The sequence below is a fragment of the Corynebacterium sp. HMSC055G02 genome, from assembly GCF_001809065.1.
GTDB classification, from domain to species: Bacteria; Actinomycetota; Actinomycetes; order Mycobacteriales; family Mycobacteriaceae; genus Corynebacterium; species Corynebacterium jeikeium_D.
In genome coordinates this window covers 116,686-131,590 of the sequence record NZ_KV795672.1, presented here as the reverse complement: position 1 = coordinate 131,590, position 14,905 = coordinate 116,686, and the positions used below count along the sequence as shown (strand labels likewise).

The window sequence follows — 14,905 nt, the reverse complement described above, 5'->3', positions numbered from 1 at the left end:
GCACCGTTACAAAGCCTTATTAAATAAGCGGGCTATCGCGTGAAACCGCATGGTTCTTGTTTGCAAGAACCGTCGTAAAGCGTGATGCCAAGCGGGGTGGTACCGCGCGAGACTCCTTTTCAGCGTCACCAGTAACAACGCCGAAGGGGCTAGGCACGCGTCCCCGTGGTGAGTATTAATGATGTTCGACCACGGAAGCGACGTAAAAACGGTGTCTAATTCGAACGATGTAAATGCCTCTGCTGAGGCCACTCCGGCAGGTGGCGCATATCCGCGCACTGCTGACTTTGGTAAGTACACCTCGAGCCCGAAGTTCCCGGAACTGGAAGAAAAGGTCCTGGACTACTGGGGTAAGGACAGCACTTTCCAGGCCTCTATCGATCAGCGTGATGGTGCTGACGAATACGTCTTTTATGACGGCCCTCCGTTCGCCAACGGTCTACCGCACTACGGTCACCTGCTGACCGGTTACGTTAAGGACATCGTTCCGCGTTACAAGACCATGCGTGGCTACCAGGTTGGCCGTGTCTTTGGCTGGGACTGCCATGGTCTGCCGGCGGAGCTGGAGGCAGAGAAGCAGCTCGGTATTAAGGACAAGGGCCAGATCGAGGAAATGGGTCTGGCTAACTTCAACAAGTACTGCGCTGAGTCGGTGCTGCGGTACGCGGGCGAGTGGAAGGAATATGTCACTCGTCAAGCGCGTTGGGTTGATTTCGACGGCGGATACAAGACCATGGACATGAGTTACATGGAGTCCGTGATTTGGGCCTTCAAGGAGCTCTACAACAAGGGCCTGGTCTACCAGGGATTCCGCGTGCTGCCGTACTCCTGGGCAGAGCACACCCCGCTGTCCAACCAGGAGACCCGCCTGGATGACTCCTACAAGATGCGGCAGGACCCGACTCTGACCGTGACCTTCCCGTTCACCGGCGCCAAGGCAGGCTCGGCAGCGGAGAAGACGCTGGCGGACAACCCGGTGCTCGCTGACACTGCAGCTATCGCTTGGACCACCACGCCGTGGACGCTGCCGTCCAACCTTGGTCTGGCCGTGAACCCGAAGGTCACCTACGCCGTAGTTAAGGTCGGCGAGGATTCCTCCGTGCCGGAGTTTGCAGGTAAGACCTTCCTGCTGGCAGAAGCGCTGATTGGTGCCTACGCCAAGGAATTGGGCAAGGAACACGAGGTCGTGGCTACCTTCGCTGGTGCTGACCTGGAAGGTCTGACCTACCAGCCGATCTTCGACTACTTCGCAGATCACCCGAACGCTTTCCAAATCATGGTGGCCGATTATGTCACCACCGAGGACGGTACTGGTGTGGTCCACCAGGCGCCGGCCTTCGGTGAAGACGATATGAACACCTGTAATGAATACGGCATTGATGTCATCATTCCGGTGGACATGGACGGTAAGTTCACTTCGCAGGTGCCGGAGTACCAGGGCAAGTTGGTCTTTGACGCCAACAAGGACATCATCCGTGACCTGAAGGCCGCTGGCCGCGTCGTCCAGCACCGCACCATCGAGCACTCCTACCCGCACTCCTGGCGTTCGGGCGAGCCGCTGATCTACATGGCACTGCCGAGCTGGTTTGTGTCCGTTACCAAGATCCGCGAGCGCATGGTGGAGCTCAACCACAACGAGATTGAGTGGATGCCGGAGCACGTCCGCGACGGTCAGTTCGGCAAGTGGCTCGAGGGCGCACGTGACTGGAACATCTCCCGTACCCGCTACTGGGGATCGCCTATTCCGGTGTGGGTTTCCGACAACGACGAGTACCCGCGTGTCGACGTCTACGGTTCCCTCGATGAGCTGGAGGCGGACTTCGGCGTTCGCCCGACCACACTGCACCGTCCGGAGATTGACGAGCTGGTTCGCCCGAACCCGGACGACCCGACCGGTAAGTCCATGATGCGCCGCGTCCCGGATGTCTTGGATGTCTGGTTCGACTCCGGTTCCATGCCGTTTGCGCAGTTCCACTACCCGTTCGAGAACAAGGAGTGGTTCGAGTCCCACGCACCGGCCGACTTCATTGTGGAGTACATCGGCCAGTCCCGCGGCTGGTTCTACCTGCTTCACGTCCTGTCGGTTGCACTGTTTGACCGCCCGGCGTTCAAGAAGGTCGTCGCCCACGGCATCGTGTTGGGCGATGACGGCAACAAGATGAGTAAGTCCAAGCGCAACTACCCGGACGTCAACGAGGTCTTCGACCGCGACGGCTCCGACGCCATGCGCTGGTTCCTCATGTCCAGCCCGATTCTGCGCGGCGGCAACCTGATTGTCACCGAGCAGGGCATTCGCGAGGGCGTGCGCCAGGCGCTGCTGCCGATGTGGAACGCATACTCGTTCCTGCAGCTCTACGCTTCCAAACCGGCCGAGTGGTCGGTAGACTCCGACAACATCCTGGACAAGTACATCCTGGCCAAGCTTGCAGCAACCGTCCGTGCTGTTACTGAGTGCCTGGACAACACTGACATTGCTTCTGCCACCGATGAGGTCCGTCAGTTCTGTGACGCACTGACCAACTGGTACGTGCGCCGCTCCCGCGACCGCTTCTGGGCCGGCGATGTCAAGCACCCAGAGGCCTTCAATACCTTGTACACGGTGCTGGAGGTTCTCACCCGCGTGGCTGCTCCGCTGCTGCCGATGGCCACCGAGGTCATCTGGCGCTCGCTCACTGGCGGCCGCTCGGTGCACCTGGAGGATTGGCCGGACGTCGACAAGCTGCCGACCGATGACGAACTCGTTGAGTCCATGGACATTGTCCGCAATGTCTGCTCGGCAACATCGCGCATCCGCAAGGCCAACCAGCTGCGTAACCGCCTGCCGCTGAAGAAGCTGACCCTGGCATTCCCGGATGCCGAGCGTCTGCGTGAGTACACCGACATCGTTTCCTCCGAGGTCAACGTCGACAAGGTGGAGTTCACCTCCGACGTGGACTCGGTGGGACGATTCGAGGTCTCCGTCAACGCTCGCGTGGCCGGTCCGCGCCTGGGTAAGGACGTCCAGAAGGTCATTAAGGCTGTGAAGTCTGGCAACTATGAGGTTGTCGACGGCGCGGTTGTCGCCGATGGCATTCCGCTGCAGGAGGGCGAGTACACCCGCAACCTGGTCGCGATCTCGCCGGATTCCACCGCTGAGGTCGACGGCGTCAATGGCCTGGTTGTGCTCGACACTGAGCTCGACGAGGACCTGGAGTCCCGCGGTTGGGCCGCTGACCGCATCCGTGGTCTGCAGGATGCCCGCAAGAACGCTGGCCTTGAGGTCACCGACCGCATTTCGGTGAAGTTGCAGGTGCCGGCCGAGCGTGAGGAGTGGGCCAACCGCCACGCTGACCTCATCGCCCGCGAGGTTCTCGCAACCGCTTTCGAGGTCGTCGCTGGCGGAGAGTCGCTGAGCTACGACGTGGCGGACGGCTGCTCGGCGGATATTGCCAAGCAGTAGGGGAGAGTAATCTCTATGCCGACTTCCGGGCGGTGGGTTCTGCACATCGACATGGACGCGTTCTTCGCGTCCGTCGAGCAGCTCACCCGCCCGACTCTGCGCGGGCGGCCAGTCCTCGTCGGCGGACTGGGCGGTCGAGGTGTGGTCGCCGGTGCCTCCTATGAGGCCCGCGCGTACGGCGCGCACTCGGCTATGCCGATGGCTCGCGCACGTCGTCTCATGCCACCGACCGCAGTGACGGTCAGCGCGCGCAAGGGCATCTACGGGCCGGTGTCGCGCCGCGTGTTCTCTGTAATCCGCGAGCGCGTGCCCGTGGTCGAGCAGCTCAGCGTCGACGAGGCTTTCATGGAACCCGAAGAGCTTCAGGGAGCCTCGAAGGAGCAGGTCATTGCCTGGGCGGAGCAGCTGCGGGCAGATATCCGGCGGGAGACCGGCTTGGCTTCGTCGATAGGCGCGGGCGCGGGCAAGCAGTTCGCGAAAATTGCGTCAGGCCTGGCGAAACCCGATGGCGTGTACGTGCTGGACCCCGCACGCAATCACGAGCTTCTACACCCATTGCCGGTAGAGAAGCTCTGGGGTATTGGCCCTGTCACCGCTGCGAAACTGCACACGCTGGGTGTGGAGACGATCGGTGATTTTGCCGCCATGTCCCAGCGCGATGTCGAGGTTTCGCTGACATCCAAAACCGGCGTGATGCTGTGGCAGCTGGCGCAGGGGACAGATGATCGGCCGGTTAAGGAGCGCGATGTCGCCAAGTCGGTATCGGCGGAGTACACCTATCCTGAGGATTTGGAGTCGCAGGCCCAGCTCCACGCCGCCGTCGATCGCGCGGGTGAGTCCGCTTTTCGACGACTCAAAAAAGATGGCCGTGGTGCCCGCACCATCACTTGCAAGGTGCGTCTGCCTGACCTGAGCATCCATACCCGATCTGAGACGCTCGCCTACGCCACACAGGATTTCGACACCCTTATGGCAGTGGCGCACCGAATCGCGTTCACGCCCGCGGAGGTCGGCCCAGTGCGACTGGTGGGCGTCGGTTTCTCCGGGCTGGATTCGCACATACAAGAAGTCCTGTTTCCTGAGCTCGACCGCGCAATCACCGTCGAAGATCGAGTACCAGCACCTGCGCTTTCCGACGCTCCCGCCGGCCTGGTCGAGCTATCTGGAACCGGTGCGTTGCCGACCGTTCGGCTTTCCGACTCCAAGTGGGCACCCACCTCGGACGTACACCACAGCGAGTATGGACATGGTTGGGTGCAGGGTTCGGGGCACGGGATTGTGACTGTCCGCTTTGAAAGCCGCACCAGTGGCCCCGGGCGCATGATCACGCTGAAGGAGGACGACCCGGAGCTGCGTCCGTGCTCCGCGGTGTGCAGTTTGGACTGGCCGGAGTGGCTGGCATCCGACGAAGCAGCAGCTCTCGACTTGCCGCAACCTGAACGGGAAAGCGAAGACGAACTCGGCCCCGACGCGGATGCGTGATGCGGTTGCCTGCCTCGATGCCGTTCGCGGCGCTCTGTTTATGCGCTGTCCGTAAATTGGGGCACTATGACTACCGAATCCCGCATTGCAGAGCTCGAGGCAGCTCGCCGCGCCTCGTTGCGCAACACCGATCGAGATCCGAATCCGTCGACCACACTTCCCGACGACGGTCTGGATAACCGCCAGCGCATGTTAAACGGTCAGTGGTATATCGCGGACCATCCGGAATCGCAGGCTCTGAACGTGCGAATTGGCCAGGTGGCTGCTGAATTTGAGGTCGCGTTCCGCGAAAACCAGCAGGCAGCACAGCAAGTGCTGGCACCGGCATTGGGGTCTTTCGGAGAGAGCAGCACCGTTCGCCCGCCCATTTACCTGGACTACGGCGATAACATCCACATCGGCGACAACGTTTTCATCAACTTTGGGCTCACCGCACTTGACGTGGTGAAGGTGACAATCTGCGACTACGCGCAGCTCGGGCCCAACGTGCAGCTTCTTCCACCAGTACACCCACTGGGAGCTGAGGCCCGCGCCGCTTATCTAGAGTCTGGAGATGAAATCATCATCGGACGCAATGCCTGGATCGGTGGCGGAGCCATCATCCTGGGCGGTGTACACGTCGGCGACAATTCCGTGGTCGCCGCGGGTGCCGTGGTGACTAAGGACGTTCCCGCGGGCGTAGTCGTGGCTGGAAACCCGGCGAAAATCATCCGCATCATCGAGGCGTGAATTAGAACAGCGTCTGCGGATGCACATTCGCAGCCAGCGCGGCGGCGAGAATGATGCGCGCCTGCGGTGCATGCACGCAACCAGCGCTAATCACACCGTGCCGAGCCAGCGTCGCACCGCCACCGGCACCGCCGTAGGCGGCGTGGACATCACCACGCGGGACGCGCGTTGCCATCACGACGGTCACATCAGCGGCAATGGCCCGGGCAATGGCAGCGGCAAACTCATCGGAGACATTGCCCGACCCCAGGCCTTCTACGACAATGCCGCGTGCACCGGCGGCGACTGCCGAATCCAGCAGTGATCCATCTGCACCCAAGTAGGCGGGGATAATCTCTACCTTCGAGCCCGCCAAAGCCGCCAGAGGCAGCGGATCTGGACGAACCGGCTCCTCCGGTGCATTAGTGGCAAAAGCCAAAGGATCGGTTGTGTGCCACTTCGTCGCACCTCGTACCGGCAAGACTGCGTGGCCAAAGACAATAAGAACGCCAATTCCCTGCGCAGAGGCATCGGAAGCAATGGTCACGGCCTCAAAGAGGTTCCCCGGTCCGTCGGTTTCCGGATGATCATAGGGAAGTTGTGCACCAGTAAAGACAACCGGACGCGAGTCAGCATGGAAAATATCGGCAGCCATGGCCGTTTCCTCCATCGTGTCCGTGCCATGAGTTACGACGACACCGTCCACGGAGTCGTCATCAAGCACTTCGTGAATAGCGGCGAGAACACGGTCAACGTCGGTGAACGCGAGATTCGACGAGTCCAGCATCCCGAGCTCACGAACTTCCAGCTCTAACATGCCCTCTGGATAACGCTGCGCGACCGCTGCGACGAGCTCCGTGCCCGAGATGGTCGGGGTTAGCGCACCGCTGCGATCCGTGGTGCAGGCGATGGTGCCGCCGGTGGTGATGACAACGATTCGGCGAGGGGAGACCGTGCTAGACGAGGCCGAGCTAGCCGGGGAATGATCCTGAGTCGACATGTCCACCATCTTACCCAGGCGATGTTTTGGCCTTGTGTAGGATTATGGAAGGCGTGAAGCCAGCGAATCTTCATGCAGATTTTATTGGAGTAGTGCACATATGAAAGTCCCCTGCAACCAGCGCGTTAGCGGAATGCGTTGGCGCACAGCGCGTGGTGTGACAGTAGCGGCGATTGTCTCGGTCAGCGCACTTGGGCTCGCTGCCTGCGGTGGCGGCAATACTGCAGCGCCGACGACTGAATCGAAGACATCCAGCTCGGCGGAACCCGTCATCATGCTGCCGACGCGCGCAGAGCTTAACGACGTCCTCGCACGCCTTATTAACCCCGATTTACCTATCGAGGAAAAGGCGCTGACCATCGAGGACGGAGATACTGCCGGCGATTTCTTCGACATTGTCACCAATAGTGCCAATGAGCAGGAAATTAGCTTTGATGTCATTGATCCGATCACGCCCGGCTTCACGACGAAGCAGGCCGTAGCCGGTGTCAATATCCTCCGCCCGGAGGAAGATCCGATGCTCGTGGATCAGGTGGACTTCATTTACAGGGATGGCCGTTGGATGCTGAGCAAGGAATGGGCCTGCAACCTGGCATCGACGCTTGATCCGGAGCACAAGCCTGGGTTCTGCCTCGCGCCGGGCGAAACCCCTCCGCCGCCACCTGAGCCGGAGGAAGAAGCCCCAGTTGAAGAGGCTCCGGTTGAGGAGGCCCCAGCACCGGTCGAGGAGCCAGCCCCGGCTCCGGCGCCCGAACCACCCGCTGAGGAAGTTCCGCCACCCGCGCCTGAACCGCCGGCTGAGGAGGTCCCGCCACCGCCAGCTCCGGCTCCGGCGGAGGACGCGCCTCCTCCACCTCCACCGGCTTAGGTGCCGTTGGCCCAGGCATCACAGCCTAGCCCGGTCGGGTGCACTGGGGCAGACAAAAGAAAGTGTCTAGGTTTATGACAGTTCCGCCCATTTTTTGGGAAGAAAAGTGACATAAACCTAGACACTTTCTCGTCTTCTAACCTTGCGCTGGCCAGAGCTATTTCTTCTGGGCTACTTCTTCGACCCGCTGCCGTCCTTAAACTCCAGCCCGCGGTGCGTCTGCTGAGTGATGCGCACATCGGAGTTGCCGTCGCCGTAGGTCACGGAGGTCACAAAGTCGATGTTGCCCTTCATCGGAAGCGGCTTAGTCAGGTCGATGGTGACGCGGTCGGCAAGCATGTCAGTCGTGGCCTCGACAACCTTCAGTGCACCCTCGCCGCCAGTGTCCAACTCCGTGACGGTCGGCACCTGCTTGACATCGACCTTCAAATTAACAATGTCGCCCGCACGGCTGAGCAGGGTATAGGTCACCTTCTGCGTCATCGTGGTCTGGCCTTCGACCTCGCTTTCGACCGTCCAGGTTGCATCCTTTCCGATGTCCTCGGAGGGGAAGACGATAGGTACGGAATGCAGCTGTTGCAGCGCCATCTCCACACCAGCGCGAGCGGTGTCGGTCGCCTTCTCCGGCGCTCCCAGCTTGAGTTCCTTGACCTCACCAGTGGCTGTTGTTGACCAATCAGAGATAAAGCCCTGTGCGGTAGCGATATCCTCATTCAGCTCATCGTTGGAGCCGTGGGGTTTACCCACCTCTGACGTCACCACACGAGTATCGTTATCGCTGGTAACAGTGCTGGTCAGGGGGATTTCCAGGCGGGTGTCCGGGAACGTCTGGTCGCTATCGGCGTTTCCGCCACGCTGCGCGAAGCCCTGCGTCACCGCCACGGTCGACTCCTGCTCTGCACCGTCGTCCTTCCAGCGCACGCTCGCCAGCTCACCGCTACCAGCACTGGTCAATTCGACCTTGGGTTGTGCAACGTCCACGGGTTGCGTTTCCACCGAGCTTTCCGACGAGCACGCGGCCAATGACACCACAGTGGTAGCGGCAACAACAGCGGTGCCGACCCTCGCCAGCAGGCCACGCTTGGTGTGACCAGGCTGGTCGCTGCGGCTAGGTCGACGGAACCACGAGGAGGTGGTGCCTCCTGCACGTCGTAAAGCAGAGGAGGCCGGAACAAACTGAGATTGGAAACGTCGAGTCACACCGGTTAGCGTACCGGTTTCGTGGTGGATATGAACCACCCGGGCGGTGTCAGTTGGCTGAATATGGGTTTGTTAGGCCATTATGGGACAGTGACTAAGAAGGAAACGAGGACATATTTCCCGCGGCGGGGGATTCTCGCTGCGGTTATTGTGTCAGTTGCGATCATTGATCAGCTGACCAAGATTATCGCTTTGAAGACTCTCGATGGCCGTCCTGCGGTGCAGGTCATTGGCGATCTCTTCGAGTTGCGGCTCGTTTTTAACCCCGGTGCAGCCTTTTCCTTTGGCACGAACGCCACCTGGGTTTTTACCACGTTGCAGCTGGTTTACATCCTGGCTGTGATGTGCTTTTCCCATTGGCTGCGCAGTCCTATATCGGCGACTGCAGCGGGGCTTATTGCTGGTGGTGCGCTGGGCAACCTCATCGATAGGCTGTTTCGGGAACCCGGTTTCTACGTCGGCCACGTCGTCGATTTCCTGTCGGTTAAGGGTTTTGCCGTATTTAATATCGCGGACTCCGCGATTACTGTGGGCGTTATTATCCTCGTTATCTGGATGGTTTTTTCCAAGGAGCCGGATCTCTTCGCTGATCAGATTGCAGCGGAGAAGAAATCTGCTCAGCAGGATCAGAAGCAGTCGGCGGAGGGAGGACAGCAGTGAACGACAATGCAGTAAATGGTGGTGCAGCACTCGGGGGAGCGCACCAGCCCGACCGAGAAACCCGGCAGATGCCCGTTCCACCGGGCTTGGCTGGTATGCGGGTAGACGCCGGTGTGGCTAAGTTGTTGGGGCTCTCGCGCACAGCGGTGGCTGATTTGGCAGCGGCTGGGGACATCACGGTCGATGGCGTGAGCGTTGGCAAGTCCGACCGATTGGAAGAAAACGCTTTCCTCTCTGTGTTGTTGCCGCCGGTGGAAAAGCCATTGGTTCCCAAAGAGGAACTCGTCGAGGGCATGGACGTGCTCTACCACGACTCCGATTTGGTGGCTGTTCACAAGCCTGTCGGTGTGGCCGCACATCCGTCAGTCGGTTGGGAAGGCCCAACGGTTATCGGCGGACTGGCGGCTGCTGGTTTCCGCATTTCTACCTCCGGTCCGCCCGAGCGAAAAGGCATCGTGCATCGCCTCGATGTTGGCACCTCTGGCGTGATGGTTGTCGCCTGCTCCGAACGGGGCTACTCCGTGCTCAAGCGGGCGTTCAAAAACCGTGAGGTGTCCAAGACCTATCACGCTCTGGTTCAGGGGCATCCGGATCCGCTGTCCGGGACAATTGATGCGCCGATTGGCCGTCATCCGTCGGCGGGTTGGCGCTTTGCCGTCCGCCAGGATGGCAAGCATGCTGTGACGCACTACGAAACGCTTGAGGCCTTCGCCCCAGCAACGCTGCTGAAGGTGAATCTAGAAACTGGGCGTACGCACCAGATTCGCGTGCACTTCTCTGCGCTGAATCACCCATGCTGCGGCGATCCCATGTACGGTTCTAATCCGGCATTGGCCAAGCGGCTGGGGCTCAACCGCCAGTGGCTTCACGCGGTCTCGCTTGGTTTCCACCATCCGGCAGATGGTCGCTGGATGGAAATCGAATGTCCATACCCAGATGATTTGAACCACGCATTGGAAGTTTTGAGGCAGAGCGCATGACGCAGACCCCATCGGGATCCAAGACCCCACCACGCCGTGAAACTCGTGCGAAAAGCACTGGTGACGGCAGTATTTCGCCAGTGATGGCACTAATCTCTGGTTTCTGTGTTGTCGTATTGGTGATTGTGTTAGCAGTCGCTTCGACCTCCGATCGGGTAAGCAAGCCGCAGAACCTCAACGGCGATGCGCTCGGCCCGGACCCGTGGGAAGCAACCGAGCAGTACGTAGAGCGTGCCGACAAGTCCCTCGAGAATATGAAGAAAGAGGACCACCGGCTAAAGACAGGCCAGCCAGTCGTGGAGGACCCGAAGTTCTGGGCGATGGTGACTTTTGATCGGCTGCTTGATGCGCAAGAAGCGGCACAGGTCTATGAAAAAGAGCCCTCTCTGCGAGTATCGACTGCAATCATCGGCGGTGTGAGCACCCGGTATTTGCCGCAGCCGAGTAAAACAGCTAGCGAAGAAAAGCTGCTGCAAGATCAGCTGGAGTTAGCGGCTGCTTACGCGGACGTCGCGATTGACGACGAACGGCTCGGCTTCAACGGTTTACTGGTCTATGGTGACGCTGAATCGTTGATGGATGTCAAGAAAATGCCCGATGTGAAAGCTGTCGAGGCGCTGCCATCAGATGCGGCGCGTGGCCGCTTTGGTATTCGCCCGGTGCTGAGTTCCGGCTTCACGGATAAAGATCCGCTCTTTGCGCCAGGGCTGAGCCAGAACTAAGCGGCCAGAACTAATAGAAACCAGAACTAAGTGTCCTAAATCCAAACGACTAGGATGAAGCGGCTAGAACTCTGCCGCCAGTACGCAGTCAGTTTCAACAAGAACGAAAAGGAGTCAGTCAACAGTGATTCAGGCATTCGGTGCGTACCTTTTGTGGGCGCTGTTTCCGCTCTATTTCCCCTTGCTGGAACCAGCAGGGGCCGTAGAGATTTTGGCGCACCGATTCGTCTGGACCCTTGTCTTTATGGTCATTGCCCTCAGCTTCATGCGCGCATGGCCAGAGCTGAAGGCCGCGAGTGCCAAGACCTGGGGCACTATTTTTATTGCCGCACTGTTGATCTCCGTCAACTGGGGTGTGTACGTCTACCTGGTCAACAATGGGCAGGTGGCGGAGGCCGCGCTCGGCTACTTCATCAACCCGCTGGTCAGCGTTTTGTTGGCGATGGTTTTCTTCCGTGAAAGCATCTCGCGGTTGCAGCTCGGCAGTGTCATCCTGGCAACCATTGCGGTCATTGTTCTCACAATTGGTGTGGGACATCCGCCGTTGGGTGCGCTGGCGCTGGCGTTCAGTTTCGGTTTTTACGGACTAATGAAGAAGCGGGTATCGCTTTCCTCCGCAGCTTCGCTGACGGCCGAGTCCGCCGTAATCACACCGATTGCTCTGGCCTACATCCTCTGGTTGACCTACAACGGGCAGAGCACGTTTAGCTCCGAAGGAACAGGCCACACGCTGCTCATGATGAGCGCCGGTGTTGCTACCGCCATTCCGTTGCTGCTCTTCGGCGAAGGTGCCAAACGCCTGCCGCTGGCCACCTTGGGTCTGATGCAGTACCTCACTCCGGTTCTCCAAATCACCCTGGCAGTCACTGTGCTGGGCGAGCAGCTCGAACCGGAGCGCTGGATCGGGTTCTTCATCATCTGGGGTGCCGTCGCGCTGTTCATCTGCGACCTCATCTTGAAGATGCTCCGGCAGCGTCGGGTTCGCCGGGAAGTCCGCAAGGCCGGTGTTGAACCGGCCGCGGTTTCCGACGATGCCGCTGACCAGGCGGATGGGGCGGTTACCCGGGACGTCGTAAAGCCGGCAGATAATTAGCAGAAAAGTTCGCGCAGGTGCTCGTTGAGGAAGATTCCCTGCGGGTCGACCTTTTCCCGTAGTGCCTGGACCTCGCCGAACAGCGGATAACGTTCCGCGAAATCCTCCGCGCGAAGCGTGTGCAATTTGCCCCAGTGCGGGCGACCTTCGTGGGCCTTGAAAATCGGCTCGATGAGGTTGAAGTACTCTCGATAATTTTCCTTCCAGTAGCGGTGGATGGCGATGTAGGCACTGTCGCGACCGTACGCAGTGGATAGGGCCACATCATCGGCTTTCGCGGAGCGCACCTCGATGGGGAAGGAGACTTTCATCCTCTTGCGGGCAATCGCGTCGCGGATTTCCCCGAGGACATCGGAAGCGGCCTCGAGCGGGACGGAGTACTCCATCTCGGAAAAACGCACTCGGCGCGGCGAGACAAAGACCTTGTGCGCCTCATTGGAGTAGCTGCGCTCTGGCACGGTGTTGGTGGCAATCCGGTTGATGGTATCGGTCGTAGCGGGAATGGCCTTAGCAATCTCGCAGCACGCCAAGAGTCCCATGTTGTTGACGACTTCGTCGTTAAGATACGTACGCGCGCTGCCCAGGCGCTGCTTCAGGCTATTGCGGCTCGGGCGGCGGTGGCGCTGCGGTTCAATGCGAGTATTGTGCTTGACCAGCGTCTCGCGCTGTCCCGGGAACCAGAAAAACTCCAGGTGGTCAGCTTCTTTGCAGCGCTCGGCGAAACTCTTGCGCAGGGAATCAAACTCTTCGCGGTGCTCGTCGGCGTGCAGATCAAACGCTGGCACGACGGACATCGTGACCTCCGTAAGCACGCCGAAGACACCCAGTCCCAGCCGTCCGAGGCGGTAGAGCTCGCCGTCGATTCCCTCAGCGTCCGGATGGCAGTGCCTGACGACGCCATCCGCGGTGACAATCTTGAATCCTTTCACGGTGCCTGCGAAGCCGGTGAATCCAAGCCCGGTGCCGTGTGTGCCAGTAGAGATAGCACCGGCCAGCGACTGCGGATCGACATCGCCCTGGTTGGGAAGTGCCCAACCGAGCGGGCGCAGAATACCTGGAGTGTCGCGCAGGCGAGTGCCGGCACGCAGCGTGGCGGTCTGGTTGGCGGCGTCGAGTTCGACCAGACCAGAGCAGCGGTCGAGTTGAATGCGGTGCCCATCGGTGGTGGCCACGGAAGTAAAAGAATGACCGGCCCCTAGCGGGCGCACCGTAGTTCCTTCGGTCTTCGCCGCTTTAATTACCGAGATAACGCCCTCATCATCGTGCGGCTGATGAGTGTAGGACGGGGTGCACGATTGCGTGTGCGCCCAATTGCTCCAATGAGAGTTGGCGACGGCTTTTGCCTGCGCACGCCGACGTACGCGTGGTACGCGGGACTCAACTGTAGAGACTGTGAAGCGGGCGTTGTTGCGTGAATTGCTCATGTGAAGATCAATCCCTTTCCTCGGTACGTGGGCCAGTGGGCGATGATGGCGCCATCTCGAACTGCAATGACTTCTTGTGTGTGCTCGGCTATTTCGCCGGCCTTGGCGTGGCGGAACCACACGGGATCTCCCAGCGAAATTGCGTCGGCGGTCTTGCCGAGCAGCGGAGTCTGCACCTCACCTGGTCCTTCCTCTGCCGCGTAGCGCAGGCCAGTGGGGTACCAGGGGGTTGGCAGCCGGTCAGCTCCCGCCGGTCCAGAGGCAATTCGACCACCGCCAGACACCGTGACCACGCCCTTCTTAGGGCGTCGCGTCGCCGGCAACACAAACCAGGACGCCGGGCGCAGATTGAATGCGCGATAGTTATCGAAGAGGGTTGGTGCCAGGAACCCCGACCCCGCCGCTGCCTCGGTGACTGCGGCCTCGGCGCACGTCGACTCCAGCGACCCCGTGCCACCACCGTTGACAAACTCCAGCGGCCCCGCCACTTTCTCGACTGCAGCGACAACCTTCGCGCGGCGCTTTGCCAATTCCTTCTTTGAGACGGCCTGCATCACTCGAATTGCGCGCGCACGCAGGGAGTTTCCGGCATCGCCCACTCCGGCAATGTGTCCCTCATACATCATGATTCCGGCCAGCTGCAGCTCCGGGTGGGCAATGATCTGCTTGGCAAACGCCGCTGCCTGCTTCGGCGAGAACAGGCTTGAGCGCAGCGTACCGATATGCACGCCGGGGAGGGGACGAAAGGATGCGTCGACGTCCATGCACACGCGGATTGGCGCATTTTCGCTTGCCGACGACGCCAGCGCCTCCAGATGCTCGGGACGGTCAACCATGACGCAGATGGCGGCACGCGCTGCATCATCGTCGGCAAGCTCTGAGATAGCGCGGGCGTCAAGAGTTGGGTAGGCGACGACGATGTCGTCGCTAATGCCTTCTCGGAATAGGTACAGCGCCTCTGCCAGTGAATATGCCAGCACGCCCTGGAAACCGGGGAAGGCCAGGACGTGCGAAATAAGCTGTGGAATGCGAATCGATTTCGAGGCCACGCGGATAGGCATCCCGTTTGCACGGCGGAGCATATCGCGGGCATTGGCTTCGACCGCCGCGAGGTCGACGACGACTGCAGGAAGGGAAGTGCAGTTAAGCAGCGTGTCGGTAGCTAGTGGCGGGCGGGCTGTCTGGGGCGTCTGCGGCGGCAGCGCTTCAGGCAGGTGAGACATCGATGTCGGAGCCGGGCGGGATGTGTCCGAGGACTCCGGGGCAGAAGCTCGAGAAAGTTTCATGCCCTAAAACGTAATCATTGAAAACCTGTACTGTCTTTGATTT

General features: G+C 60.2%; 12 protein-coding genes. 8 read left to right on the top strand and 4 right to left on the bottom strand.

The window, feature by feature from the left end; translation table 11 throughout:
- Positions 1-178: 178 nt before the first annotated feature.
- The 3 genes from ileS to HMPREF2547_RS09185 all read left to right on the top strand — a co-directional run bounded on the left by ileS (position 179) and on the right by HMPREF2547_RS09185 (position 5,650).
- Entirely contained in the window at positions 179-3,439 is a 3,261-nt protein-coding gene (ileS, locus tag HMPREF2547_RS09195; RefSeq protein WP_083296884.1) for an isoleucine--tRNA ligase, read from the top strand.
- 15 nt (positions 3,440-3,454) lie between these two features.
- Positions 3,455-4,921, top strand: a complete 1,467-nt coding sequence (locus tag HMPREF2547_RS09190) for a DNA polymerase IV (RefSeq protein WP_070605633.1) — start codon at positions 3,455-3,457, stop codon at positions 4,919-4,921.
- Positions 4,922-4,987: 66 nt separating this feature from the next.
- Complete coding sequence (locus HMPREF2547_RS09185) at positions 4,988-5,650, top strand: DapH/DapD/GlmU-related protein (RefSeq protein WP_080969604.1); 663 nt, start codon at positions 4,988-4,990, stop codon at positions 5,648-5,650.
- 1 nt (position 5,651) lies between these two features.
- Here the strand turns inward: HMPREF2547_RS09185 and HMPREF2547_RS09180 are convergent, their stop codons facing one another.
- Positions 5,652-6,629: an asparaginase gene (locus HMPREF2547_RS09180; RefSeq protein WP_070605631.1), complete on the bottom strand. Its 978-nt coding sequence runs from the start codon at positions 6,627-6,629 to the stop codon at positions 5,652-5,654.
- A 100-nt stretch (positions 6,630-6,729) separates the two neighbouring features.
- On the opposite strand from HMPREF2547_RS09180, the gene HMPREF2547_RS09175 reads away from it, so the two are divergent.
- Positions 6,730-7,497 (top strand): WKL family lipoprotein, encoded by a 768-nt coding sequence (locus HMPREF2547_RS09175; protein WP_070605629.1) that lies wholly within the window; start codon positions 6,730-6,732, stop codon positions 7,495-7,497.
- 171 nt (positions 7,498-7,668) lie between these two features.
- On the opposite strand, the gene HMPREF2547_RS09170 is transcribed toward HMPREF2547_RS09175, so the two are convergent.
- Positions 7,669-8,697, bottom strand: coding sequence for a hypothetical protein (locus HMPREF2547_RS09170; RefSeq protein ID WP_239660000.1), 1,029 nt, complete (start codon positions 8,695-8,697; stop codon positions 7,669-7,671).
- Positions 8,698-8,787: 90 nt separating this feature from the next.
- Here HMPREF2547_RS09170 and lspA point away from each other — a divergent pair, with 90 nt between their 5' ends.
- The 4 genes from lspA (at position 8,788) to rarD (ending at position 12,152) form a co-directional block, all read left to right on the top strand.
- Positions 8,788-9,357: a signal peptidase II gene (gene lspA, locus HMPREF2547_RS09165; RefSeq protein ID WP_049193998.1), complete on the top strand. Its 570-nt coding sequence runs from the start codon at positions 8,788-8,790 to the stop codon at positions 9,355-9,357.
- A 68-nt stretch (positions 9,358-9,425) separates the two neighbouring features.
- Positions 9,426-10,337 (top strand): RluA family pseudouridine synthase, encoded by a 912-nt coding sequence (locus HMPREF2547_RS09160; RefSeq protein WP_070605687.1) that lies wholly within the window; start codon positions 9,426-9,428, stop codon positions 10,335-10,337.
- On the top strand, positions 10,334-11,059 hold the full coding sequence (locus tag HMPREF2547_RS09155) for a hypothetical protein (protein WP_049193997.1): 726 nt from the start codon (positions 10,334-10,336) through the stop codon (positions 11,057-11,059). The genes HMPREF2547_RS09160 and HMPREF2547_RS09155 overlap by 4 nt, the downstream gene beginning before the upstream one ends.
- Positions 11,060-11,183: 124 nt before the next feature.
- Positions 11,184-12,152 carry an EamA family transporter RarD gene (gene rarD, locus HMPREF2547_RS09150; protein WP_070605624.1) on the top strand — a complete coding sequence of 323 codons (969 nt, stop codon included), beginning with the start codon at positions 11,184-11,186 and terminating at the stop codon, positions 12,150-12,152.
- Here the strand turns inward: rarD and HMPREF2547_RS09145 are convergent.
- Positions 12,149-13,576 carry a D-arabinono-1,4-lactone oxidase gene (locus tag HMPREF2547_RS09145; RefSeq protein ID WP_048734784.1) on the bottom strand — a complete coding sequence of 476 codons (1,428 nt, stop codon included), beginning with the start codon at positions 13,574-13,576 and terminating at the stop codon, positions 12,149-12,151. The two genes, rarD and HMPREF2547_RS09145, sit on opposite strands and share 4 nt — an antisense overlap.
- Positions 13,573-14,862, bottom strand: a complete 1,290-nt coding sequence (locus HMPREF2547_RS09140) for an alanine racemase (protein WP_049190443.1) — start codon at positions 14,860-14,862, stop codon at positions 13,573-13,575. Before HMPREF2547_RS09140 ends, HMPREF2547_RS09145 begins: the two co-directional genes overlap by 4 nt.
- Positions 14,863-14,905: the final 43 nt, after the last annotated feature.